The sequence below is a fragment of the Cupriavidus sp. DL-D2 genome, assembly GCF_039710735.1.
GTDB lineage: Bacteria > Pseudomonadota > Gammaproteobacteria > Burkholderiales > Burkholderiaceae > Cupriavidus.
In genome coordinates, this window is record NZ_JBDKXK010000069.1 from 36,252 (window position 1) to 61,065 (window position 24,814).

Annotated in this window: 22 protein-coding genes; 2 read left to right on the forward strand and 20 right to left on the reverse strand. The window is 61.9% G+C overall.

The features are described 5' to 3' along the window. Nucleotides 1-4: 4 nt before the first annotated feature. Together scpB and ABDB81_RS26110 are read right to left on the reverse strand one after the other, a co-directional pair. Nucleotides 5-913, reverse strand: a complete 909-nt coding sequence (scpB, locus tag ABDB81_RS26105; protein WP_160472550.1) for an SMC-Scp complex subunit ScpB — start codon at nt 911-913, stop codon at nt 5-7. Between the two features lie 548 nt (nt 914-1,461). Next, entirely contained in the window at nt 1,462-2,232 is a 771-nt protein-coding gene (locus ABDB81_RS26110) for a sulfite exporter TauE/SafE family protein (RefSeq protein ID WP_137927200.1), read from the reverse strand. Between the two features lie 84 nt (nt 2,233-2,316). Here ABDB81_RS26110 and fnr point away from each other — a divergent pair, with 84 nt between their 5' ends. Beyond that, nucleotides 2,317-3,042 (forward strand): fumarate/nitrate reduction transcriptional regulator Fnr, encoded by a 726-nt coding sequence (gene fnr / locus ABDB81_RS26115; protein WP_160472551.1) that lies wholly within the window; start codon nt 2,317-2,319, stop codon nt 3,040-3,042. Nucleotides 3,043-3,108: 66 nt separating this feature from the next. Here the strand turns inward: fnr and ABDB81_RS26120 are convergent, their stop codons facing one another. The 18 genes from ABDB81_RS26120 to ugpB all read right to left on the reverse strand — a co-directional run bounded on the left by ABDB81_RS26120 (nt 3,109) and on the right by ugpB (nt 23,720). Continuing rightward, nucleotides 3,109-3,354 carry a hypothetical protein gene (locus ABDB81_RS26120; protein WP_137927198.1) on the reverse strand — a complete coding sequence of 82 codons (246 nt, stop codon included), beginning with the start codon at nt 3,352-3,354 and terminating at the stop codon, nt 3,109-3,111. After that, entirely contained in the window at nt 3,351-3,578 is a 228-nt protein-coding gene (locus ABDB81_RS26125) for a FixH family protein (RefSeq protein ID WP_137927197.1), read from the reverse strand. The genes ABDB81_RS26120 and ABDB81_RS26125 overlap by 4 nt, the downstream gene beginning before the upstream one ends. An 11-nt stretch (nt 3,579-3,589) precedes the next feature. Further along, entirely contained in the window at nt 3,590-5,083 is a 1,494-nt protein-coding gene (gene ccoG / locus ABDB81_RS26130; protein ID WP_137927196.1) for a cytochrome c oxidase accessory protein CcoG, read from the reverse strand. A gap of 51 nt (nt 5,084-5,134) precedes the next feature. After that, a complete protein-coding gene (ccoP, locus tag ABDB81_RS26135; RefSeq protein WP_137927195.1) occupies nt 5,135-6,064 on the reverse strand; it encodes a cytochrome-c oxidase, cbb3-type subunit III in 930 nt (309 codons plus the stop codon). A gap of 2 nt (nt 6,065-6,066) precedes the next feature. Then, nucleotides 6,067-6,228 carry a CcoQ/FixQ family Cbb3-type cytochrome c oxidase assembly chaperone gene (locus tag ABDB81_RS26140; protein ID WP_137927194.1) on the reverse strand — a complete coding sequence of 54 codons (162 nt, stop codon included), beginning with the start codon at nt 6,226-6,228 and terminating at the stop codon, nt 6,067-6,069. Nucleotides 6,229-6,232: 4 nt separating this feature from the next. Beyond that, nucleotides 6,233-6,883 carry a cytochrome-c oxidase, cbb3-type subunit II gene (gene ccoO, locus ABDB81_RS26145; RefSeq protein ID WP_137927193.1) on the reverse strand — a complete coding sequence of 217 codons (651 nt, stop codon included), beginning with the start codon at nt 6,881-6,883 and terminating at the stop codon, nt 6,233-6,235. 16 nt (nt 6,884-6,899) lie between these two features. Further along, complete coding sequence (ccoN, locus tag ABDB81_RS26150) at nt 6,900-8,348, reverse strand: cytochrome-c oxidase, cbb3-type subunit I (RefSeq protein ID WP_137927192.1); 1,449 nt, start codon at nt 8,346-8,348, stop codon at nt 6,900-6,902. Nucleotides 8,349-8,514: 166 nt separating this feature from the next. After that, nucleotides 8,515-8,709, reverse strand: a complete 195-nt coding sequence (ccoS, locus tag ABDB81_RS26155; protein ID WP_137927191.1) for a cbb3-type cytochrome oxidase assembly protein CcoS — start codon at nt 8,707-8,709, stop codon at nt 8,515-8,517. Beyond that, a complete protein-coding gene (locus tag ABDB81_RS26160) occupies nt 8,710-11,277 on the reverse strand; it encodes a heavy metal translocating P-type ATPase (RefSeq protein ID WP_346813994.1) in 2,568 nt (855 codons plus the stop codon). A gap of 132 nt (nt 11,278-11,409) precedes the next feature. Next, nucleotides 11,410-12,507 carry a cell division protein ZapE gene (zapE, locus tag ABDB81_RS26165; RefSeq protein ID WP_346813995.1) on the reverse strand — a complete coding sequence of 366 codons (1,098 nt, stop codon included), beginning with the start codon at nt 12,505-12,507 and terminating at the stop codon, nt 11,410-11,412. A gap of 97 nt (nt 12,508-12,604) precedes the next feature. Then, a complete protein-coding gene (gene lpdA / locus ABDB81_RS26170; protein ID WP_137927189.1) occupies nt 12,605-14,029 on the reverse strand; it encodes a dihydrolipoyl dehydrogenase in 1,425 nt (474 codons plus the stop codon). 148 nt (nt 14,030-14,177) lie between these two features. Continuing rightward, nucleotides 14,178-15,434 (reverse strand): 2-oxoglutarate dehydrogenase complex dihydrolipoyllysine-residue succinyltransferase, encoded by a 1,257-nt coding sequence (gene odhB / locus ABDB81_RS26175; protein WP_346813996.1) that lies wholly within the window; start codon nt 15,432-15,434, stop codon nt 14,178-14,180. Nucleotides 15,435-15,530: 96 nt separating this feature from the next. Beyond that, entirely contained in the window at nt 15,531-18,383 is a 2,853-nt protein-coding gene (locus ABDB81_RS26180; RefSeq protein WP_137927187.1) for a 2-oxoglutarate dehydrogenase E1 component, read from the reverse strand. A gap of 297 nt (nt 18,384-18,680) precedes the next feature. Next, nucleotides 18,681-19,433, reverse strand: a complete 753-nt coding sequence (gene ugpQ, locus ABDB81_RS26185) for a glycerophosphodiester phosphodiesterase (protein ID WP_346813997.1) — start codon at nt 19,431-19,433, stop codon at nt 18,681-18,683. Further along, nucleotides 19,430-20,539 carry a sn-glycerol-3-phosphate import ATP-binding protein UgpC gene (locus tag ABDB81_RS26190; protein WP_160472557.1) on the reverse strand — a complete coding sequence of 370 codons (1,110 nt, stop codon included), beginning with the start codon at nt 20,537-20,539 and terminating at the stop codon, nt 19,430-19,432. Before ABDB81_RS26190 ends, ugpQ begins: the two co-directional genes overlap by 4 nt. Nucleotides 20,540-20,548: 9 nt before the next feature. After that, nucleotides 20,549-21,397 (reverse strand): sn-glycerol-3-phosphate ABC transporter permease UgpE, encoded by an 849-nt coding sequence (gene ugpE, locus ABDB81_RS26195; protein ID WP_346813998.1) that lies wholly within the window; start codon nt 21,395-21,397, stop codon nt 20,549-20,551. 19 nt (nt 21,398-21,416) lie between these two features. Further along, on the reverse strand, nt 21,417-22,298 hold the full coding sequence (gene ugpA, locus ABDB81_RS26200; RefSeq protein ID WP_137927183.1) for a sn-glycerol-3-phosphate ABC transporter permease UgpA: 882 nt from the start codon (nt 22,296-22,298) through the stop codon (nt 21,417-21,419). 111 nt (nt 22,299-22,409) lie between these two features. Further along, the gene (gene ugpB / locus ABDB81_RS26205; protein ID WP_137927182.1) at nt 22,410-23,720 is read right to left on the reverse strand and encodes a sn-glycerol-3-phosphate ABC transporter substrate-binding protein UgpB; all 1,311 of its coding nucleotides are present in this window, start codon (nt 23,718-23,720) and stop codon (nt 22,410-22,412) included. A 207-nt stretch (nt 23,721-23,927) separates the two neighbouring features. On the opposite strand from ugpB, the gene ABDB81_RS26210 reads away from it, so the two are divergent. After that, nucleotides 23,928-24,731, forward strand: a complete 804-nt coding sequence (locus ABDB81_RS26210) for an HAD-IIB family hydrolase (RefSeq protein ID WP_137927181.1) — start codon at nt 23,928-23,930, stop codon at nt 24,729-24,731. Nucleotides 24,732-24,814 lie beyond the last annotated feature (83 nt).

Genomic DNA, 24,814 nt, shown 5'->3' on the forward strand with positions numbered 1-24,814 from the left:
TTATTCAGTTGGACACGCGCTCGTCGTCCTCGGCCGGATAAGGCGCGTCGCCCTCCAGACCCGATTCCTCGGCAACTTCCGAAACGGAAGCCTGAGTGTCCACGTGGAAACCGTTGGCATGCGCCAGCGGCACGTCGTCGTCCTGCCCGAGTGACGGGGGATCGGACTCGACGCTGCTTTCTTGTTCTTGCGATGCGCCTTCAATGACCTCGGTGGAATCGGCAGTTTCCAAATTGGCCGGCGTCTCCGCATCGGCCTTCTCGGTGTCCGCCGGCGTCACGGCGTTGGGGACCACTTCCGTGGCCGCAAAAGCCTCTTCGTCGCCAGCAGGCGGATTGGCCGTGGCGATATCTTCGAAGTCGATGGCTTGTTGATCCAGCAACGTTGCCTGGGCCTGCGCCTGAGCATCCTCAAGCGGCGGGAGTTCGTCCAGCGAACGCAAGCCAAGGTCATCGAGAAACGCCTTGGTCGTCGCATAGAGTGCCGGGCGTCCAGGAACGTCACGATGGCCGATCACTTCGATCCAGTCGCGGTCCTCAAGCTTTTTGACGACTTCCGTACTGACCGTCACTCCGCGGATTTCTTCGATGTCGCCACGCGTCACCGGCTGGCGATACGCGATGATCGCCAGCGTTTCCATCACCGCGCGGGAATACTTGGGCGGCTTTTCCGGATTGAGCCGGTCGAGATACTCGCGCATTTCGGGCCGGCTCTGAAAACGCCAGCCGCTCGCCAGCGCCACGAGTTCCACGCCACGCCGTTGCCAATCGTTCCGCAACTCTTCGAGGAGCACCCGGATCGTGTCGGCACCGACATCGTCGGCAAACAACCGTCGCAGATCACCGACGCGCAACGGTTCCTGCGCACAGATCAGCGCGGTCTCGAGGACGATCTTCGCCTCTTGGGTATTCATGTGATTGTGTGCAGCCTGTCTTTGCACCTGCCCCCGGACGAATCCCGGGGCACTGGAGATTGCAGATACAGCGAGGCCAATGCCATCGCCATCTCGTCGCGCAGACGGTCCACGCTGGTTTCAGCGCCGCCGTGCACCTCGTTCTTTGCATCGAATTGCCGGGACTGTCCGGCAGGAGATCGTCCAGGGCCGGCAGCCATCACCGGTCGACGGACCTCTTGCGTCGCGCCTCCCCTTCGGGGCGGACATTCGCCTGGGCCAACGCATGACCAAGACGGCAAGAAACAATCGGATATCGGCTCAGGAAACTTCGCCCTGACCCGGCGTCACCTTCCACACCGCCGTCGGCCTTTTAACCAGATCTTTTGAACCGGATGGACTGTGGGGATGGTTCCGGCATGCAACAGCATGGCCAGAAACCCTGGGCGGGCATCCCTGATGAGAGAAACCGCCCCGGCGACGCCTCGTGCATGACGCGGCGCGATACCGTGGTTCTCGCGATTGTATGGCATTACCGCCGGATACCGCAACCCGGGGCTGTGGCCGATTCAGAACACCACGCAGAATCCGGCGTGCGCAAGGGTCTCCGGAAGCCATACGGCGCGGGCCACCCCCAGCAACCCGAAACCCGCCACGAGCAAAGCTGAAACGGTGCGAACCCACCGCTTGCGCGACCACTGCCGCAGGTAACCGGATAACCCCGAGATCACCAGCAGATTCGGCAAAGTACCTAGTCCGAAGGCTCCCATGACGAGTGCGCCCGACGAAGCATTGCCCGCCAGCAGCGCCAAGCCGAGCGCACTATAGATCATTCCGCAGGGCACCATACCCCATACAAGACCCATGCCGAATCGGTGCATCGCTGACGGCACTGCGGCAGGACCGCCATGCAACCCCTGAGTCGATCGAACGTGCCGCAAGAGCTTGGCGACGTGCGAAGCGATCCGCGCGACAAAACGTTCCACGGCACCCATGCGCATCTGCCAGCCGAAAAGCAACCACAATCCGGCCATGATCAGCAACAGGCTCCCCACGCCGAACAGCCATCGCTGCAATGGCAGATAGTCGTGCGCCCACGCCGCCGCACCCACTGCACCGGCCAATGCGCCGAGCAACATGTACGTCGTCACCCGGCCCGCATGCATGACGCAAATCGACATCCACCAGTGCCGTCTAGAACGGTGCAAGAACGAGACCGTCTGTTGCACTTGCTGCGGATTTTGTTCGACTGCAATAGCAATTCCTCCACACATCGCCGCGCAATGCACACCGCCAAACAGGGCAATCAGAAAAACGCTTAAAAGCACGCCAAATGGCAACTGTTCCTCGCTTCCGCGTCACTCCACGCTGTAAAATGCATGCATCGCGCCCTCGCTGCAAGCGCATTCAAACGAGCACTTCAATTGCTGACTTCCATCCCCGTTACCGAGATGTCGCCACGCTGCTCCACGTGTGCCATGGGCCAACTCTGCCTGCCCGTGGGCATGTCGCAGCAGGACCTCGTAAAAATGGACACTCTCGTGCAGGAGCGCGTGCGTGTCCACAAGGGCGAAACGCTGTATCGAATGGGTGAACCGCTCTCCGCGGTCTACGCCATTCGTTTCGGCACGCTGAAAACCCACGTCACCATGGAGGATGGGCGTACTCAAATTACCGGCTTCCATCTTCCGGGAGAAGTCATCGGCCTCGATGGACTCGGCGAGATGCAACATGCATCGGATGCGACCGCCCTCGAGGACGCTGAAGTCTGCGTCGTGCGGTTCGACGATCTGCAATCGCTGTCGAATCATCTGCCTTCGCTGCAAGGTCAGTTCCTGCGACTTATGAGCAAGGAGATCTCGCAGGACCAGGTCATGCTGATCACGCTTGGCTCGATGCGTGCCGAAGAGAGACTCGCCGCCTTCCTCGTCAATATGTCCGAGCGCCTCTCCGCACGCGGTTATTCCTCCACGGAGTTCGTGCTGCGCATGAGCCGCGAGGAAATCGGCAGCTATCTCGGCCTCAAGCTCGAAACCGTCAGCCGCCTGTTCTCCCGGTTCGCGGAAGCTGGCCTGATCCAAATTCGTCAACGGCATGTGAAGATCATCGACATGGCTGGCATCAAGCAGGTCTATAGTCGCTCCTGCTAGGCGCCATCCTGCTGCAAGACCAGAGCCGCACAGCATCACGCTGTTGCGGCTTTTTTTGCGAAATTGCTATTCGAGTTCATCGGTATCGCTGAGCCTGCCCGGCATCGTGTAAAGCGTGAGACCGCTGGACAGTGCGCAGAACAGCCACGCCAGCAGAAAGCCCACGGTGTAGATCGCCTGCCTCGAAGCCTCCACCGGTTGGCCGAAGAAACTGATGTCTCCCGGGTCGACAACGGAAAACACTACCGCCGTAGCCGCGCCACCCATCAGAAACGCTGGCCACAGTACCCACATCAGCCAGCGCAACCTCATGGATGACTCCCTTGTTCCGTGGCGCTTCCGACATCGGCTTTCTCGACGACCAGTCCATGGCGGGTGGCATCGCGCACAGGGACGTCCGCATGTGTGCTGGCCAGCCAGATCGTGATACCACAACCCACCATCGCCAGCATCGGGCCGGCCATCAAGATCCACGGCCACGGCTCCTTGTACCAGGGTCGAACGGCATGGGGAGGCTGTTGGGGGCGCTGAGCCATTGCATCTCCTCTTACAAGTTGCGGGGAACGATAAAGCTTGTGCTCTGACGGATCTGCGACCGGCGTTGCGACTCGGTTTCCGCCGTGACCGTCACGTCGATCTTGTGGGTACCTTGCCTGGCGTCTTCGATCGGCACACGGATGCGAATTGGCAACAGCCGGTTCGACGTGGGATCTAGAGTGCTGGCCGTCTGGTCATACTCGACGGTGAGCCCTTTCATATCGTAGCCATCTACCTTCACATCGATTGTCACTGGTGACTCGGTGGCATTGATCAACTGCAACCGGTACACGTTCTCGACCCAGCGTCCATCCACCTCGCGACCAAGCGCTCCACGGTCTCGAATGATGTCGACCTTCAGCGGCGTGCGCATCGCCAGCGACGCGGCAAAGCCACCCATCAGTGCCAGCCAGATCACCATGTAGATCATGGTGCGAGGCCGCACCAGCCGCTTGCGGGCCTCGGCAATGGACAACGCCGATCGCATGGCATTCTCGGAGGTGTACCGGATCAGCCCGCGCGGGTACTCCAGCTTGTCCATGACCTGATTGCAGGCGTCGATACAAGCTCCGCATCCAATGCATTCGTACTGGAGGCCGTCCCGGATATCGATCCCCGTCGGGCACACCTGCACGCAGATGCTGCAGTCCACGCAGTCGCCCAGGCCGGCGGCACGGTGATCCAGCTTCCGCGAGCGGCCGCCGCGCGGCTCACCACGCCCCACGTCATAGGTCACCACAAAGGTGTCGCGGTCCACCATCACGCTCTGGAAACGCGCATACGGACACATGTACTTGCAGACCTGCTCACGCATGAAGCCGGCGGCGCCCCAGGTAGCGAACGCATAGAAAAGCATCCAGAATGCCTGCCACGGCCCCAGTGACCACTGCAGTATCTCGCTGCCAAGCTCCCGGATCGGCGCGAAATAGCCGATGAATGTGAAGCCGGTCCAGAGGGCGATCAGGATCCAGAGCGTATGCTTCGTCGTCTTGATCCTGAACTTGCGCAAACTCCATGGATCGCCATCGAGCCGGATGCGCGCGATGCGATCACCTTCCACACGCCGCTCGATCCACATGAATATTTCCGTGTAGACCGTCTGAGGACAAGCGTAGCCACAGAAGAGCCGGCCGGCGATGGCGGTGAACAGAAAAAGTGCCAGCGCCGAAATGACCAGGAGCACGGCGAGATAGATCACGTCCTGCGGCCAGAGCACAAGACCGAAAATGTAGAACTTGCGTGCTCCGAGGTCGAACAGAACGGCCTGCCGGTCGTTCCATTGCAGCCAGGGCGCACCGTAGTAGACCAGTTGCGTCAGGATGACGAGCCATACGCGCCAGCTCGAAAACGCGCCTTTCACCGAGCGCGGGTAGATCTTGCGGCGCACCTCGTACAACGCTTCTTCCGTTGCATCGTTAGCGGTCTTGGGCGGTGGCGCGGGGCGCCATCCCCGAGTCTCTGAGACCTCGGGTCCTTCAGGAGGGGATTTCAGGGGCGCATTCATGGGACTAGCCCTAATGCCCCGGTCAGCGCCGTCGCTGGCCGGGGCGGTTTGTCATTGCCCGGCTGCTCCGGCCGCAGCGCTGGAGGTACTGGAGAGTCCCCACACGTAGGCAGTCAGCATCCGGATACGCTCCGGCGTCAGGATTTCTTCGTGCGCTGGCATGTGGCCGTTGTGGCCCTTCAGGATGGCATCGACGATCGCGCCTTCCGAACTGCTGTACAGCCAGACGTTATCGGACAGGTTCGGCGCGCCCAATGCCTGGTTGCCTTTGCCTGTGCCACCGTGGCACGCCGCACAGGTCGACTTGAACGTGCTTTCGCCGCGCGATGCCCGGATCGGGTCGTAGGCCAGCCCGGACAGCGAGCGCACATACTGCGCGGTATCGCCAGCCAGCTTTGCGTCGATGACGCCAGTCAGCGGCGGCATCACGCCATTGCGCCCCTTGGTGATCGATTGCTGGATGGTGTCGGGCTCACCGCCATACAACCAGTCGTTGTCGGTCAGGTTGGGAAAGCCGCGGCTGCCACGCGCATCGGATCCATGGCACTGCGCGCAATAGTTGAGGAATAGTCGCTGGCCGATCTCGCGCGCCTCGGGGTCGGCCGCCACCTGCTTGACATCCATCTTCAGGTACTTGGCGTAGATCTGATGCTGCATGCGCTCGGCGGCCTCGCGGTGCGCGGCCAGCTCCACCTGGGACGAGGTCTTCAGCACGCCAGGATAGGCGCCCAGTCCCGGAAAGAGGATCAGATAGCCCAGTCCGAACACGCAGGCCAACAGGAACATCCACATCCACCAGCGCGGCAGCGGATTGTTCAGCTCGCGTAGGTCGTCATCCCACACGTGGCCCGTGTCGTCGGAGGTGCTGACGCCCTTTGGCATCTTGCGCTGGGAGAACAGCAGCCAGACGCACCAGGCAATGCCGATCAGCGCGATGGCCGCAATGTAGTGGCCCCAGATATCGGAGATGAAATCGCTCATGGTTACGAATTCCGCCTTGGATTGTTATCTTCGTCAGGCAAGGCAAAGGGCAGCATCGCCGATTCCTCGTTGGCGCCCTTGCGCCCCGCCGACCATGCCCACCAGCAGATGGCCAGAAATGTCACCATCGAAATGACAGTGGCAATGGCAGTGATGATCACCATGGCTTCACTCCTTCGGCGCCGCTTCCACGCGCACATTGCGGCGGTTCAGGCCCAGACCCTGCAGGTACGCCACCATCGCGTCCTCCTCGGTCTTGCCCACCAGATCCTCCGGTGCCCGCTCGATTTCCGCATCGGTGTACGGCACGCCAAGCCGTTGGAGGGCCCGCATACGCGGCTGCACCGAATCGGTCGGCAACGGCGTCTTCTCGAGCCACGGATAGGACGGCATCACCGATTCCGGCACGACATCACGCGGACTGCGCAGATGGATGCGCTGCCAGTCGTCGGAGTAGCGGCCGCCTACGCGCGCCAGATCAGGACCCGTGCGCTTGGAACCCCACAGGAACGGGTGGTCATACACCGACTCTCCTGCCGTCGAGAAATGGCCGTAGCGTTCCGTTTCGGCCTGCAGCGTGCGAACCTGTTGCGAATGGCAACCCGCACAACCCTCGCGGATATAGATATCGCGGCCCATCAGCCGCAGCGGCGAATACGGCGTGATGCCGGGATCGGGCTTGGTGGTCGAGTGCTGGAAGAACAGCGGTACGATCTGCACCAGGCCCGCAATACTCACGACGATGATCGTCGCGACAATCAGCCATCCGACGTTCTTCTCGAGCGTCTCGTGACGAAAGAAACTTTGATTCTGAGACATCGTTCTATCCTCGCGATCAGTGGGCGGAAGCCGGCAGGCTGGTCGGAATCGGCGCATCGACGGCAGGCTTGCCAACGATGGTGCGGACGACGTTGTAGGCCATGACGAACATCCCGGCCAGGAAGCAGATACCTCCGAGCAGACGGATCAGGTAGAACGGATACTTGGCTTTTACGGCTTCGACGAACGCATAAGTCAACGTGCCGTCCGGCTGCGTGGCGCGCCACATCAGGCCTTCCATCACGCCAGCAATCCACATCGAGGCGATGTACAACACCACGCCGATGGTTGCGATCCAGAAATGCCATTCGATCAGGCGGACGCTGAACATTTCCTTCTGCCCGAACAAGCGCGGAATGAGGTAATACAGGGAGCCGATCGAAATCATCGCCACCCAGCCGAGCGCGCCGGAATGCACGTGGCCGATCGTCCAGTCCGTGTAGTGAGAAAGCGCATTGACGGTCTTGATCGACATCATCGAGCCTTCGAAGGTCGCCATGCCGTAGAACGAGAGTGCGACAACGAGGAACTTGAGAATCGGATCGGTGCGCAGCTTGTGCCAGGCGCCGGACATGGTCATGATGCCGTTGATCATGCCGCCCCAGGATGGCGCGAGCAGGATCAGCGAGAACACCATGCCAAGCGATTGCGCCCAGTCGGGCAGCGCCGTGTATTGGAGGTGATGGGGACCCGCCCACATATACGTGAAGTTGAGCGCCCAGAAGTGGACGATCGACAGGCGGTAGGAATAGATCGGGCGCTCGGCCTGCTTCGGAATGAAGTAGTACATCATGCCGAGGAAGCTGGTGGTCAGGAAGAAGCCCACTGCATTATGGCCGTACCACCATTGGATCATCGCGTCCTGCACGCCTGCATAAGCGGAGTACGACTTCCACATCGACGCCGGCATCTCGATGTTGTTGACGATATGCAGGATGGCGATGGTCAGGATATAGGCGCCGAAGAACCAGTTGGCCACATAAATGTGGCGGGTCTTGCGCTTGACAATCGTGCCGAAAAAGACGATGGCATACGCCACCCAGACCAGCGTGATCAGGATGTCGATGGGCCATTCGAGTTCCGCATACTCCTTGGAAGTCGTAATGCCCATCGGCAGGGTGATCGCGGCGGCGATGATGACAAGTTGCCAGCCCCAGAACGTAAAGGCGGCGAGCGGTCCGCAGAACAGCCGCGCCTGGCACGTACGCTGAACCACGTAATACGACGTGGCAAACAGTGCGCTACCGCCGAAGGCGAAGATAACGGCGTTGGTGTGAAGTGGACGCAGACGGCCGAATGACAGCCACGGCGTATTGAAATTCAGTTCCGGCCAGATCAGTTGCGCCGCAAGCAGAACGCCTACGGCCATGCCGACGATACCCCAGACCACGGTCATGACGGCAAACAGCCGCACCACGCCATAGTTGAAGGTGTCGACGCGTGGAGACGCGGTGGTGACAGCCATTCAGACCCCCAAGCTAAGAAAGAATAAACCTATTGACGGTGTGACTTTAGAAAAACGGCACGGCCATCGTCTTGACTTCGATCAACACAACCGCATGTCCGGAGAACCGAGCGCAAATAAGTTGGTCTGTTGCGCCCACGCTGTCCCAGGCACTTTCCCAGTGCCTCTAAGACTTGTCCGACCCGCGCGACGAACGCCCGATACGAGTCAAATCCGCCGGGGTATCGTTGTCGAGAAGAATGGCTTCGCCGGGACGCTCCAGATCGTCGTACTGGCCGGCATGCAAGGCCCACCACAAGGCACCCGCGATCAACGCGGCGAGCACCAGGCTCATCGGCACCAGCAGATACAGCGTTTCCATTCAAGACTCCCGAGGCCGCGTCGCGGTGCGCACGCGCAATAGTCGCCAGGCATTCGCCACCACCAGTAGCGAGGACAGCGACATGCCGATGCCAGCCATCCATGCGGTGACGAAGCCCGTTGCGGCCAGCGGGATTGCGACCACGTTGTAGGCAAATGCCCAGCCCAGGTTCTGGCGGATGACGCGGCGCGTTCGGCGCGCGACGGCAATAGCCGTGGCAATCTCCGCGATGCCGCCATGAGTCAACACCGCATCGGCGCCGGCCTGCGCGAGCGGGGCACCGCCACCAATTGCGATCGATACCTGGGCCTGCGCCAGCACCGGCGCATCGTTGATGCCGTCGCCAACTGCCAGCACTACCGCGCCATTGCGCTGCAGTGCGCTGACATACTCACGCTTGCCCTCAGGTGTCACGGCGCCTGCCGCAGTTGCTATCTGGAAATGCCCGGCCCACCAACGCACCGCCGCATCCGTGTCGCCGGAAACGAGGTGGCAGCGCACACCGAGCGCTTTTAACTGGCACAGCAGCGCGGCGGTCTGCGGCCGCTCGACATCGGCAAGTCGAAAGCATCCGAGGATATTGTGGGTATCGCCAAGCCAGACTTCGGTTGCGCCGGGGTGTCCGGCATCCAACCGCGCGACGCCCCCATTGACATCGCCTGACAAAACCGCTACGAATTCTCGACGACCGAGACGCACCTTACGGCCATCGACTGTTGCCTCCAGCCCCTGCCCCGGTACGTTGCGCAGATCTGTCACTGTCAGTGAGGCATCGCCGGCCGTGCCCGCCGGCTCGGCAAATGCCCGTGCGATCGGATGTTCGCCGCCACGTTCGAGGGTCCGAGCGATCTGCGCGCAGCCCGCCGCATCGAGATCGCCGAAAGTTTGCGTTTCGACGAGCGCGAATCGTCCCTCGGTCAACGTGCCTGTCTTATCGAGCATCACGTCGGTGACGCTCGCCAGCGTCTCCAGCGCATGAGCGCGCGTCAACAGCACGCCCCGCCGCGATAACGCCGCACCGGCCGCCGCCAGCGCCGCCGGCGTAGCCAGCGACAGCGCACACGGACAACTCACCACCAGCACTGCCACTGTCACCAGCACCGCACGCGACGGATCGATCCAGACGGCCCAAACCAACCCTGTTACGGCTGCCATCAGCAGCAGCAGCCCCACGAACCATCCGGCCACCCGATCCGCCAGTTGGGCGAGCCGTGGCTTGTCAGCGAGCGCGCGGTCCAGGACTGCAACGATCTCGGCCAATCGCGTTTGCGCACCGATCCGGTCAATGCTCACTTCCAGCGGACTCGCGGCATTGAAGCAACCTGCCAGCACCGCATCGCCTATTTCACGCGTCACCGGGCGCGCCTCGCCGGTCAGCATGGATTCATCTATCTCGCTCGCACCGGCCACCACCACACCATCGGCAGGCACGATCTCGCCGGCCTTGACCCGAATCCGGTCACCGGGCTGCAGCCGTGCCACGGGGATGCGCTCGCCCTGCCCGCCACCATGGGCGATACGCTCGCAGGTAGCGGGAAGTTGCCGCGCGAGCATCTCGGCACCACTGCGCGAGGCCTGGCGCATACGCAATTCCAGATAGCGCGCCAGCAGCAGGAATGCCACGAACATCGTGACCGAATCGAAATAGACTTCTCCGATGCCTCGCACCGTTGCCACGGCGCTGGCGAGGAAGCCGGCAGCAACGCCAATCGCCACGGGGACGTCCATCCCCATATGTCGCTGCCGCAGCGCACGCCAGGCTCCTGCAAAGATTGGCGAGGCCGAATAGAAGACCACCGGTAGCGTCAGCGCAAAGCTGGCCCAGCGCATCAACTGAAGTTGGCCGGGATCGATGGTCGCTTCATGCGTGTAGAGCGGCCACGCATACATCATCACCTGCATCATGCCGAGCATCGCCACGGCCATGCGCATCAGCAAGCCGCGCCGCTCGCGACGATCCTGCCGATCCGTGCGCGACACCTCGAACGGCCAGGCCGTGTAGCCAATGTCCGCCAACCTGCCAAGTAGTGCCGCCACACCCTGCGATGCCGCGCGCCAGCGCACGACAACGCGGCGTGTCGCCACGTTCGCCACCACCGACTCCACGCCTTCCAACTGATTCAGATGCTGTTCGATCAGCCACGCGCAGGCCGCACAACGAATGTTCTCTGGCGCGAGCGTAATCTCGCAACGCCCGTCGCCCAACTCGCGAACGAACTGGCCGCGCAACTCGGGCGTGTCGTAAGCCGCCCAAATTGGCTCGGCCTCACGCCGGGCCTCGGCATCGAGTGGGCGGGCAAAGCGGGTGATGTCGCGATAGAGGTGGCCAAAACCGGCCGCATGGAGCGTCTGCGCGAGCGTCTGGCAGCCTGCGCAACAGAAGACGCGTTGTTGCCCTTCGATAGGCGCGACTAATGGCGCGGCATCATTGAGAGGCTGGCCACAGTGAAAACAGTCGGATGCAGAATCTGAGGAGGTCGCCGTCGAGTGATTGGTGCCGACGGGAAGGCTCGCAGCACTGGCTACGGAAAGAGATGGCGCGAAGGGGGCAGGATTTATCGACGGCATGGCGCGCTTTTTTTACCCAACGGATATTAGGTAAAAAAAACTCACCCTGCGTTGATGCAAGTCAAGTCAGAAACTACCGGGGCGGATTCTCCCGCCACCGGTTTCCCACAAACAACAGCGGGCTTCCAGAGGTCAGGTCAGCGACGTGTCCATCACGCGTCGTTCCGACTCCAGGTATTCGCGCGACTGCATCTCGATGATTCGCGAGACCGTGCGATGGAATTCGCTGGCCATCTGCCCTTCCGTGTAAAGCTCGTCGGCGGGGACCTCGGCCGATATCAGCAGCTTGACCTTGTGGTCGTAGAAGACATCGATCAGCCAGGTGAAGCGGCGCGCCTCAGAGGACATACGCGGTGTCATCTTCGGCACGTCCGACAGGATCACGGTGTGGAACTGCGAAGCGATTTCCAGGTAGTCGTTCTGTGAACGCGGACCGCCGCACAGCGTGGCAAAGTCGAACCAGACCACGCCATTGGCCTTGCGCAGCGATTTGATTTCGCGATGTTCGATATGCAGTATCGGCGATTCGTCGGCCGTACCTGCAATAGACGTGAAAGCATCGCGCAGCGCAGCGCTGGCCTCGCGGCTGAGCGGCGTGTGGTATGCATCTACCTGCTCCAGTGCGCGCTTGCGGTAGTCGATGCCGGCATCGACGTTCAGCACATCCAACTTGGTTTGCAGCAATGCGATAGCTGGCAGCACGCGATCACGGTGCAGGCCGTCCGGGTACAGCAAGTCCGGGCGATAGTTCGAAGTCATCACGAACTGCACGCCGTTGTCGAACAGTTGTTGCAGCAGCCGGTGCAACATCATGGCGTCGGCCACGTCGCTGACGTGGAACTCATCGAAACAGATCAGTCGGAAGCGTCGTGCAATCCGTTTTGCCAACTCGTCGAGCGGATCGGGCCTGCCGCGTAATTCTTCGAGTTCGCGGTGTACCTCGCGCATGAACTCGTGAAAATGGAGTCGCGTCTTGCGCACCACGGGCACGCAGGAATAGAAGCTGTCCATCAGGAAGGACTTGCCGCGCCCTACCCCGCCCCACAGGTACACGCCCTTGGGCACGTCAGGATGCACGAGCCACTTTTTCAGCGTATTGTTGCGGCGGCTTTTGTAGGCCACCCACTCGTCGTAGCATTGCTGCAGCCGCGCCACGGCACGCAGTTGCGCCTCATCGGACTGATAGCCGCGCTGCTTGAGTTCGTGCTCGTAAAACTCGGTGACGTTCATCGTGGGGGCCTACGAAAATTCTGATGCTTGCAAAGCGAAAACGGCGCGCCGCAGAAATCGCGGCGCGCCGGGGTTCACCGGAAGGTGAACGGATGCATTACATATTCAACTGACGCTTGTCGACAGCCAGCGCAGCTTCGCGCATGACTTCCGACATCGACGGGTGCGGGTGGCAAACGCGGCCGATGTCCTCGCTTGCTGCCTTGAACTCCATCGCCACCACGGCTTCGGCGATCAGGTCCGAAGCGTTCGCGGCCACAATGTGCACGCCGAGGATTTCGTCGGTCTTGGCATCCGCCAGCATCTTGACGAAGCCGTCAGCAGCGCCCATGCCCAGCGCACGGCCGTTGGCCATGAACGGGAACTGACCGGACTTGTAGGCACGGCCTTCGGCCTTCAGCTGTTGCTCGGTCTTACCGACCCAGGCGATTTCCGGGAACGTGTAGATCACCCACGGCACCGTGTTGAAATCGATGTGCGGCTTCTGGCCAACGATACGCTCGGCCACGGCCACGCCTTCGTCTTCCGCCTTGTGTGCCAGCATCGGGCCACGCACCACGTCGCCAATTGCCCAGATGCCCGGCACCTTGGTCTGGCAGTGGTCGTCCACCTCGATGAAACCGCGCTGGTCCACACCCAGGCCAACAGCTTCCAGGTTCAGGTTGTCGGTGTTCGGCACACGGCCGACCGACACGATCAGACGATCCACTTCGAGCGTCTGGTCCTTGCCGTCCTTGTCCGTGTAGTTGACAGTGACGTTGTCCTTGCCGGTCTTGACTTCGTTGACCTTGACGCCGAGGTTGAACTTCAGACCCTGCTTGGTCAGCAGCTTCTGGGCTTCCTTGGCCACGCCTTCGTCAGCGGCGCCCAGGAATGCGGGCAACGCTTCCAGCACGGTCACGTCGGCACCCAGGCGGCGCCACACCGAACCCAGTTCCAGGCCGATCACGCCAGCGCCGATCACGCCGAGCTTCTTGGGCACCGAGTCGTACTTCAGTGCGCCTTCGTTATCGCTGATCAGCTTGTTGTCGACGGTGATGCCCGGCAGATGACGAGCCTTCGAACCCGTGGCTACGATGACTTGCTTGGCAGTCAGTGTCTCGCCGTTGACTTCCACCTGGAAACCTTCGGCAGCCTTGCCTGCGAACTTGCCGTAGCCCTTGAACAGCGTGATCTTGTTCTTGCGGAACAGGAACTCGATGCCCTTGGTCATCTTGCCGACGATGTCGTCCTTGCGCTTGAGCATCTTGGCCACGTCGACCTTGATGTCGCCCACGGTGATGCCGTGGTCAGCCAGGTGGTGCGAAGCGTTCTCGAATTCTTCCGAGGAAGCCAGCAGTGCCTTGGACGGGATGCAGCCCACGTTCAGGCAGGTACCGCCCAGGCGGGCTTCGCCCTTGGGATCGTCGTAAGCGTTGCCTTCCAGGCAGGCCACGTTCAGGCCCAGCTGGGCAGCGCGAATGGCGGCGATGTAGCCGCCGGGGCCGGCGCCGATCACCAGCACGTCGAATTGTTTGCTCATGGGAATTATCTCTTTGGCACGTCATGCCCGCCGCAGGTTGGCGACCATCCGGGCACATCGCGATGGCGATGCGCTCGCCGGGTCCCCACGCCGAAGCGTGGGGACGACGACAAACGAAAGACCAGGGTCTGTCTGGGGATAGGACCGATTACAGGTCCAGCAGCAGGCGTGCCGGATCTTCCAGCGCTTCCTTCATGGCCACCAGGCCCAGGACGGCTTCGCGGCCGTCGATGATACGGTGGTCATAAGACATGGCCAGGTAGTTCATCGGACGGATCACGATCTGGCCGTCTTCCACCACGGCGCGGTCCTTGGTGGCGTGCACGCCCAGGATGGCCGATTGCGGCGGGTTGATAATCGGCGTCGACAGCATCGAACCGAACGTACCGCCGTTCGAGATCGAGAACGTACCGCCGGTCAGCTCTTCCAGAGACAGCTTGCCGTCACGGGCCTTGGCACCGAACTCGGCAATCTTCTTCTCGATGTCGGCCAGGCTCATCTGGTCGGCGTTGCGCAGGATCGGCACCACCAGGCCACGCGGCGAACCCACGGCGATACCGATGTCGAAGTAGCCGTGGTACAGGATGTCGTTGCCGTCGACCGAAGCGTTGATGATCGGGTACTTCTTCAGCGCGTGCACGGCGGCCTTCACGAAGAACGACATGAAGCCCAGCTTCACGCCATGTTCCTTCTCGAAGCGATCCTTGTACTTGTTGCGCAGATCCATCACCGGCTTCATGTTCACTTCGTTGAACGTGGTCAGGATGGCGTTGGTCGATTGCGACTGGATCAGGCGCTCGGCGATACGGGCACGCAGGCGGCTCATCGGCACGCGCTCTTCCGGGCGATCACCCAGCGCAGCGAAGTCCACCTTGGCTGCCACTTGCTGCAGCGCGGGCTTGGCCGCGGCCGGTGCCGGAGCAGCCTTGGCAGCCGGGGCAGGAGCCGAACCAGCGGCCAGCACGTCACCCTTGGTGATGCGGCCGTCCTTGCCGGTGCCGGCAACCTGCGAAGCCGACAGGCCACCTTCGGCCATCAGCTTGGCAGCCGACGGCATGGCGATGCCGCCAGCCGTAGCGGCTGCGGGGGCAGCAGCGGCCGGAGCCGGTGCAGCTGCGGCGGGTGCCGGAGCTGCAGCTGCCGGGGCCACGGCGCCAGCAGTGGCTTCCGTGTCGATCTTGGCGATGATCTCATCGGCCACCACGGTGTCGCCGTCGTTCTTGATCACTTGCGACAGCACGCCAGCCGACGGGGCCGGCACTTCCAGCACAACCTTGTCCGTTTCGATTTCAATCAGGATTTCGTCCTGAGCGACTGCTTCGCCCGGCTTCTTCTTCCAGTTCAGCATGGTCGCTTCGGCGACCGATTCAGACAGCTGCGGAACCTTGACGTCAACAATAGCCATGGTTTGGTATTTCCTCGATGTATGCGTATGTGTTTCGTTTCGGGCAGGTAGCCCCGCGATGCGCATCCCTGTGCGCGCTCGCGGGGTACCAACGAATTACTTGGTCAGAACAAAGCCCTTGAGCTTCGAGAACGCCGCGTCCAGCAGCGCCTTCTGTTGCTCGTTGTGCTTTGCGTAGTAGCCCACCGCCGGCGAAGCCGAGGCAGGACGACCGGCATAACCGAGCTTCTGGCCTTCCGTCATGTTTTCCATGATGTAGTGCTGGACGAAGAACCAGGCGCCCTGGTTCTGCGGCTCGTCCTGGCACCACACGATTTCGGTCGCGCCGGAGTACTTCTTGAGTTCTGCTGCCACAGCCTTGTGCGGGAACGGGTAGAGCTGTTCCAGGCGGATGATGGCCGTATCGGTGACTTCGCGCTCCTTGCGGGTGTTGACCAGGTCGTAGTAGACCTTGCCCGAGCACATGATCACGCGCTTGACCTTGCTGGCGTTCAGTTCCTCGTGATCGGGGATCACGGTCTCGAAATGACCCTTGGCCAGATCGGACAGCGGCGACACGGCGTCCTTGCTACGCAGCAGCGACTTCGGCGTCATGATCACCAGCGGCTTGCGGAACAGACGGATCATCTGGCGACGCAGCAGGTGGAAGATCTGGGCCGGAGTCGTCGGCTGGACCACTTGCATGTTGTGGTCCGCGCAGAGCTGCAGGAAACGCTCGATACGGGCCGAGCTGTGTTCCGGACCCTGGCCTTCGTAGCCGTGCGGCAGCATCATCGTCAGGCCCGAGGCGCGACCCCACTTCACTTCGCCGGACGAGATGAACTGGTCGATCACCACCTGGGCACCGTTGACGAAGTCACCGAACTGGGCTTCCCAGATCACCAGCGCATTCGGCTCGGCAGTCGAGTAACCGTATTCGAAGCCGAGCACAGCTTCTTCGGACAGCACCGAGTCGATCACCGTGAACGGTGCCTGGTTCTCGGACACGTTCTGCAGCGGAATATACGAGCCCGCATCCCAACGCTCGCGTGCCTGGTCGTGCAGCACGGCGTGACGGTGCGTGAAGGTGCCACGGCCGGCATCCTGACCCGTGATACGGACCGGGTAGCCCGACGCCACCAGCGAGGCGAAGGCCAGGTGCTCACCCATGCCCCAGTCCAGCATCTGGTCGCCACGGCCCATGTTCGAGCGGTCCTTGATGACCTTCTCAACCAGCGGGTGCAGCTTCAGGTGTTCGGGGATCGTGGTGATCCGCTCAGCCAGGCGCTTCAGTTCGGTCACCGGCACGGCGGTGTCGGCAGCGTCGGTCCACTTGCGGTTCAGGAACGGCATCCAGTCCACGGCGAACTTGTTCTTGAAGTTCGACAGGACCGGGTCGGCCGTATGCTTGCCCGCATCCATCGCGTTGCGGTATTCCTTGACCTTGTCGTCACCAAACGATGCGGCGGTCAGGTTCTGTGCGACGAGCTTGTCGGCGTACAGCTTGCGCGTGCCCGGATGCTGGGAAATCTTCTTGTACATCAGCGGCTGGGTCATGGCAGGCGTGTCCTGCTCGTTGTGGCCCAGCTTGCGGAAACAGATGATGTCGACCACAACGTCCTTGTTGAATTCCATGCGGAAATCAACGGCCAGCTGCATGGCGTACACCACGGCTTCGGGATCGTCGCCGTTCACGTGCAGCACCGGCGCCTCGATCATCTTGACCACGTCCGTGCAATACAGCGTCGAACGCGCGTCGCGCGGGTCCGAGGTCGTGAAGCCGATCTGGTTGTTGATGACGATGTGCATCGTGCCGCCCGTGCCGTAGCCACGGGTCTGCGCGAGGTTCAGCGTTTCCATCACGACGCCCTGGCCGGCGAAGGCCGCGTCGCCGTGCACCTGCACCGGCAGCACTTCCTTGTGGCCTGCATCCCCACGGCGTTCCTGGCGCGCCTTGGACGAGCCTTCCACCACCGGGTTGACGATTTCCAGGTGCGACGGGTTGAATGCGAGCGACAGGTGAACCGGGCCGCCTTCGGTCGAGACATCGCTCGAGAAGCCCTTGTGGTACTTCACGTCACCGGCCGGCAGGTCGTCGACATGCTTGCCTTCGAATTCGGCAAACAGGTCAGCCGGCATCTTGCCCAGCGTGTTGACCAGCACGTTCAGACGCCCACGGTGGGCCATGCCGATCACGATTTCCTGCACGCCCTTCGAACCGGCGTGCTGGATCATTTCGTCCATGGCGGCGATGAAGCTTTCGCCGCCTTCCAGCGAGAAGCGCTTCTGGCCAACGTACTTGGTGTGGAGGAAGCGCTCCAGGCCTTCGGCCGCGGTCAGGCGGTCGAGGATGTGCTGCTTCTTCTCCAGCGTGAACACCGGCTTGGAACGCGTGGTTTCCAGGCGTTCCTGCCACCAGCGCTTCTGCGCCTGGTCGCTCACGTACATGAACTCGGCGCCGATGGTGCCGCAGTAGGTCTCGCGCAGGTTGTTGAGCAACTCGCGCAGGCTCATCGACTCCTTGCCGAAATACGTGTTGCTGGCATTGAAGACGATGTCGAGGTCAGCCTCGGAGAAACCGTAGAACGCCGGGTCCAGATCCGGCAGGGGCGGACGCTCCTGGCGCTTGAGCGGATCGAGGTCGGCCCAGTGCGATCCGATGTTGCGGTAGGCGGCGATCAGCTGGGTTGCAGCGACGCGCTTGCGGCCCATGTCGGAATCGGCCGAGGCAACAATGGTCTTGATGGGACCTTGCTTGGCGCGCTCGGCGAACGAGGCAACGATCGGTGCGTGGGGGATGTCGCGGGCGTTGGAACCGTCCACAGCCGGGACATTCTGCATCGCGTCGAAATACGCGCGCCAGTTGTCGGGAACCGAGCTGGGATTCTGGAGGTAGGCCTCGTACAGCTCTTCCACATAGGGGGCGTTGCCGCCGAAGAGGTACGAATTGCTCTGATACTGCTGCATCATGGGGCGCTCACTATTCTCCGGGAATGCCGGAGTTAAGCGGGTTCATCAACCTTCCGCGACACGGCTTGACCGGTTAGCGGATTGCAAACAACTCTTGAGGATACTGACTGCGATACCTTGAACGAACGGCACCGACGGGAATATGTATTGCCCGGGTGCCGTTGGTCTTCGGCCTCACCGCCAGACCCGGAAGGGTCAGTTGTGCGGGGAAGGACCTAAGTCTTCACTCGCAAAAGAATAGCACGTTATCCCATCGACAGTGGGGACTTTTCGTGATGCAAAATCGAGACACTTTGATCAGGCGCCTATACGATCCGGCGCAATCCGGTCCACTGCGTCCGTGATCAGCCCGTCCAGACCCCACCCCAGCAGGTGGTTTGCGCGAGTTTCGTCATTGACGGTGTAGCACAAGACCTTGAATCCCGCCGCATGAGCCTGCCCGATGACGGCGGCATCGAGTTCGCGATGGTTGGCGTCGAGCGCCACGCAGTCCAGACGCCGCAGGCGGTCGAGCCAGTCGGGCGGCAGCTTGTCGAGCAGCAGCGCGCGCGGCAGCACTGGCGCCACCTGGTGCGCAGCTTCTAGCGCCGCCTCGGAAAAGGACGACAACAGCGGCGGCACCGCCGCGTCTCTCCACAGCGAGAGTGCATCAAGCGCCACTGCAGCGCCAGTCCGGTACTCCGCACCCGGCACGGGCTTGATCTCGATATTGACCAGGAAGCCGTTGGCTTGCGTGTACCGGGCAATGGCGGCGAGCGTCGGCACTGGCTCGCCGGCGAACGCCGGCCCGTGCCAGCTTCCGGCGTCGAGCGCGGCCAGCTCGCCAAGCGTCAGCGCATCGACGCGACCGCTGCCCGAGGTGGTGCGGTCCAGCGTAGCGTCGTGCATCAGCACGGCCTTGCCGTCGCCGGACAGCTTCACGTCGAATTCGAACATGCGATAGCCGAATGACGCCCCATGCCGGAACGCCGCCAGCGTGTTCTCGGGCGCCAGCTTGCCGGCGCCGCGATGGGCAATATGGCGTGGATACGGCCAAGCGGCTTGGGTCATGCCAGCGCCTCGATTCGCTTGCCGCTTTGCGTGTCGAAGAAATGCAGATGCTCGGCCGATGCGGTGATCGGCAACTTGTCGCCAGCGCGCACGGGCATGTGCGTATCCAGCCGGACTACGATCGGCTGGCCACCCAGGGTGCCATATGCATAGGAATCGGCACCGAGCGCCTCCACGACACGGACGTCGACTTCGGCGATGGCCTCGTGCGTCGCGCACGGCTCCACGTGTTCGGGACGCAGACCCAGCAGCGCCTCACCGGGCAGATGCAAACCCATTGGCAAATGGCCCAGCGTGGCGGAACCCGCCTGCCCTTCCTTCGGCACGACACGCATGCGAGCCTCGCCGCCCTGCCCCGCACCCTCGCGCGCCACCGGCACGAGATTCATCGGCGGCGATCCGATAAAGCTCGCCACAAACGTGCTGGCCGGCTTGGCGTAGACGTCCAGCGGCGTGCCGATCTGTTCGACACGACCACCGTTGAGCACCATCATGCGGTCTGCCAGCGTCATGGCCTCGACCTGGTCGTGGGTCACATAGAGGCTGGTCGTGCGCAGGCGGCGATGCAGTTCCTTGAGCTCCAGCCGCATCTGAACGCGCAGCTTGGCATCAAGGTTGGACAGCGGCTCATCGAACAGGAAGACCGAAGGCTCGCGCACGATGGCACGCCCCATCGCCACGCGCTGGCGCTGGCCACCCGACAGCGCACGCGGCTTGCGTTCCAGCAACGGCGCCAGTTCCAGGATGCCCGCGGCGTGGTTCACGCGCTGTGCGATCTCGGCCTTCGCCATGCCCCGGATCTTGAGACCGTAGGCCATGTTGTCGTACACGCTCATATGCGGATACAGCGCGTAGTTCTGGAACACCATGGCGATGTCGCGTGCCGCCGGCTCCAGGTCGTTGACGACCTTCTCACCGATATGCACCTCGCCGCCGGAAATTGTTTCGAGTCCCGCCACCATGCGTAGCAGCGTGGACTTTCCGCAGCCGGACGGCCCGACGATCACGATGAACTCGCCGTCGGCGATCTCCATATCGATGCCATGCACCACCTGCGTGCCGCCGGGGTAGGTTTTCTGTACGTTACGTAGAGACAGCTTTGCCATGCTTTGACCTTATTTTTCCGTTTCCACGAGGCCCTTGACGAACCAGCGTTGCATCAACACCACCACCACGGCCGGCGGAATCATCGCCAGCAGCACGGTAGCCATCACGAGGTTCCAGTCGGTGGCGGCATCGCCGGACCGGGACACCATCTGCGTCACCCCCACCACCACCGGGGTCATCGACTTCTGCGTGGTAATCAGCAGCGGCCAGAGATACTGGTTCCAACCGTAGATGAACTGGATCACGAACAATGCCGCGATGCTCGTGCGCGATAGCGGCAACAAGACATCCCAGAAGAACCGCAGCGGCCCGGCACCGTCGATGCGCGCCGCCTCGGCCAGTTCATCCGGGATCGTCAGGAAGAACTGCCGGAACAGGAACGTGGCCGTGGCCGACGCGATAATCGGAATAGTCAGGCCGAAGTAGCTGTCCAGCATGCCGAGATCCGACACCACCTTGTAGGTCGGCAAGATCCGCACTTCCACCGGCAGCATCAACGTGATGAAGATCATCCAGAAGAAGGTCTTGCGCAGCGGAAACTTGAAATAGACGATAGCGAAGGCCGAGATGATCGAGATGGCAATCTTGCCCACTGCGATGCCGAGCGCCATGATCAGGCTGTTCTTCATCATCGTGGTGACCGGCGATGCGGCCTCGCCCACGCCCTGGAACAGCACGGTGCGATAGTTTTCGATCAGGTGGCTGCCCGGGATCAGCGTCATCGGCGCGTCAAGCACCTGCTCGGCGGTCAGCGTCGATGCCACGAAGGTCAGGTACACCGGGAATGCCACCACGGCAATGCCGACGATGAGCACCAGGTGCGTGATGAAGTCCAGTACAGGACGACGTTCTACCATTGCGTTTCTCCTGTGCCTGTCAGTACTGGACCTTGCGTTCCACGAAGCGGAACTGCACCACGGTCAGCGCGATCACGATCACCATCAGCACCACGGACTGGGCCGCCGAGCCGCCGATATCCATCCCACGGAAGCCGTCGTGGAACACCTTGTAGACAAGCGTGTTCGTCGAGTTGAACGGACCCCCGTGCGTAACGGCATCGATGATGGCGAAGGTGTCGAAGAACGCGTAGACCACGTTGATCACCAGCAGGAAGAACGTGGTCGGCGACAGCAGCGGGAAAATAATGGACCAGAAGCGTTTCCACGGTCCTGCCCCGTCGATGGCAGCCGCTTCGATCAGCGATTTCGGAATGCTCTGCAGACCGGCCAGGAAGAACAGGAAGTTGTAGCTGATCTGCTTCCACGCCGCGGCCAGCACCACAAGCAGCAATGCCTGGTTGCCGTTCAGCAGGAAGTTCCAGTCCACGCCCATCTGGCGCAGCGCGTACGAGACCACGCCGAGCGTCGGATTGAACATGAACATCCACAGCACGCCGGCCATGGCCGGTGCCACCGCGTAGGGCCAGATCAGCAGCGTCTTGTAGCCAGTGGCCGCGCGCACGACGCGATCGGCAAAATACGCCAGCAGCAGTGCCACGGACAGGCCTACTACGGTCACGCCCACTGCAAAGATACCCGTCGTCTGGAAGGATTCCACGTACTGCGGGTCATTCCAGAGCGTGAGGAAATTATCGAACCCGACAAAGTCGAGGCTGATGCCGAAGGCATCCTGCTGAAGCATCGATTGCCACAGCGCCTGCCCGGCGGGCAGGAAGAAAAAGACCAGCGTGATGACGATCTGCGGCAGTACCAGCAGATACGGCAACCACGGCGACCGGAAGACAACGCGTTTTTCCATCTTTCAGGGTCCCGAGTTCGAGTCGGATTTCTAGTCCGGCTCTATAACGCAAGCGGGCGACGGTGTTGCCGCCGCCCGCCTCAGACCTTCAGGCGATTTGCCCCGAAGACCTTATTCCTTGGCCGTCTTCTGGAAGCGTTCCAGTTGCTCGTTACCACGTGCGATGGCGGTGTCCAGCGCAGCTTTCGGTTCCTTCTTGCCGGCCCACACCGCTTCGAGTTCCTCGTCGATGATTGTACGGATCTGCACCAGGTTGCCCAGGCGCACGCCACGCGACTTGTCGGTGGTCTTCACGATCATCTGTTGCACCGACACGTCCGCGCCAGGGTTCTTCTCATAGTAGCCGGACTTCTTGGTCAGTTCGTAGGCTTCCATCGTCAGCGGCAGGTAGCCGGTGGCCTGGTGCCAGTCGGACTGGATCTCCGGTTTGGACAGGAACGTGAAGAACTTGGCCACGCCCTTGTATTCCTCGGCCTTCTTGCCGCCCATCACCCACAGCGACGCGCCGCCGATGATCGTGTTCTGCGGGGCGCCCTGCACGTCCGCATAGTAGGGCAGCTGCGCCACGCCGAACTGGAACTTGGCGTTCTTGCGAATGTTGGCCAGCGAAGCCGACGAGCCCGTGAACATCGCGCACTCGCCGTTGTAGAACTTGGCCTGCGACTCCGCCTTGCGGCCGCCGTAGCTGAAGTAGCCCTTCTTGACCATGTCCTGCAGGTTCGTGATGTGCTTGACGTGCAGCGGGCTGTTGAACACCAGGCGGGCGTCGGTGCCGCCGAACCCGTTGTTCTTGCTGGCGAACAGCGTGTTGTGCCACGCCGAGAAACTTTCCAGGTGTACCCAGCTCTGCCAGTCGGTGGTGTACGCGCAGTTCACGCCGGCCGCCTTGAGCTTGGCCGAGTACTGCATCACTTCGGGCCACGTCTTCGGGGCGTCGGTCAGGCCGGCCTTCTTGAAGGCGTCCTTGTTGTAATAGAAGACCGTCGTCGAGCTGTTGAACGGGAACGACAGCATCTCGCCCTTGGCCGAGGTGTAGTAGCCCGCCACGGCCGGGATGTACGCCTTCTGGTCGAACTTCTCGCCGGCTTCCTTCATGACGACGGACACGGGCTTGATTGCGCCCTTGGCGCTCATCATCGTTGCCGTACCGACTTCGAAGACCTGCAGGATGGCCGGTGCGCTGCCCGCGCGGAAGGCTGCAATGCCGGCCGCCATGGCCTCGTCGTAGTTACCCTTGTTGACCGGCACGATCTTGTACTCGGACTGGCTCGCGTTGAACTTGGTCGCGATCTCGTTGACCTTGTCATTCAGCGCGCCCGCCATGGCGTGCCACCACTGGATTTCGACAGCAGCATGGGCGGTGCCGGCCAGCGCGAGGCTGGCGGCAGCGGCGAACTTCAACACAGTGCGTGGCAAGGACATGGGCAATTCTCCTGAGGCTTGGTTCGGTCCGTCGATTTTTTTGAAAAAGCGACCGACTGTATGCATTTTTTGTGACAGGCATGTTACGCCGCCTGATTGTCATGCGACACCGGGCAAACCCTTCTTGCTGCGGCCGATGTTGCAGCATATTGACGTCAGGCGATGGCGGGTGCCACGCTCTCCCGCTGCCAGCTACAATGCGCCGCCATGACCGCACCGATTTCCTTCGCATCGCTCCCCGACGCCGCCCTCCGCCGCGTGCGCGGCATCCTGACCGACATCGACGGCACGCTGACCACCGATGGCCGGCTGCCTGCCTCGACCTATCTCGCGCTGGACCGCCTGTCGCGCGCCGGCCTGCATGTGATCCCGGTGACCGGCCGCTGCATAGCCTGGGCCGAAATCCTGGTACGGCTCTGGCCCGTCGACGCAATCATCGGCGAAAACGGCGCGTTCTACTCCCATCTCATCGACAACAAGCTTGTGACGCGTTTCCTGGACGATGCGAGCACACGTGATGCGAACCTCTACCGGATCCATGCGCTGGGCCAGGAAATCCTGCGCGAAGTCCCGGGCTGTGCGCTGGCCTCGGACCAGGCGTGGCATGCCGCCGACCTCGCAATCGACCATGCGGAGGACGTAGCTCCGTTGCCACCGGCCGCCGTTGAGAAGATTGCGGCCATGATGCGCGGCGCGGGCATGACCGCCACGGTCAGCTCGATTCACGTGAACGGCTGGTTTGGCGCGCACGACAAGCTCTCGATGAGCCGGCTTTGTGTAGAGGAATTGCTCGGGGACGATATCGACGCGAAGCGCGACGAATGGCTGTTCATCGGCGACTCCGCCAATGACGTGGCCATGTTCGGACATTTTCCGCTGTCGGTCGGCGTGGCCAACGTCCGGGACATCCTGGACAAGCTGCCAATGAAGCCGGCTTATATCACCGAAGCAGCAGGTGGGGAGGGATTTGCGGAGATGGCGGAGCGGGTGTTGCGGGTGCAGGGGTTTTGACACGCCCCTGGTTTTCTCCCCTCTCCCGCAAGCGGGCAGGGTGTAGTGGTCAAGTAATCTTGGACACTTTTTCAGGCAGACCT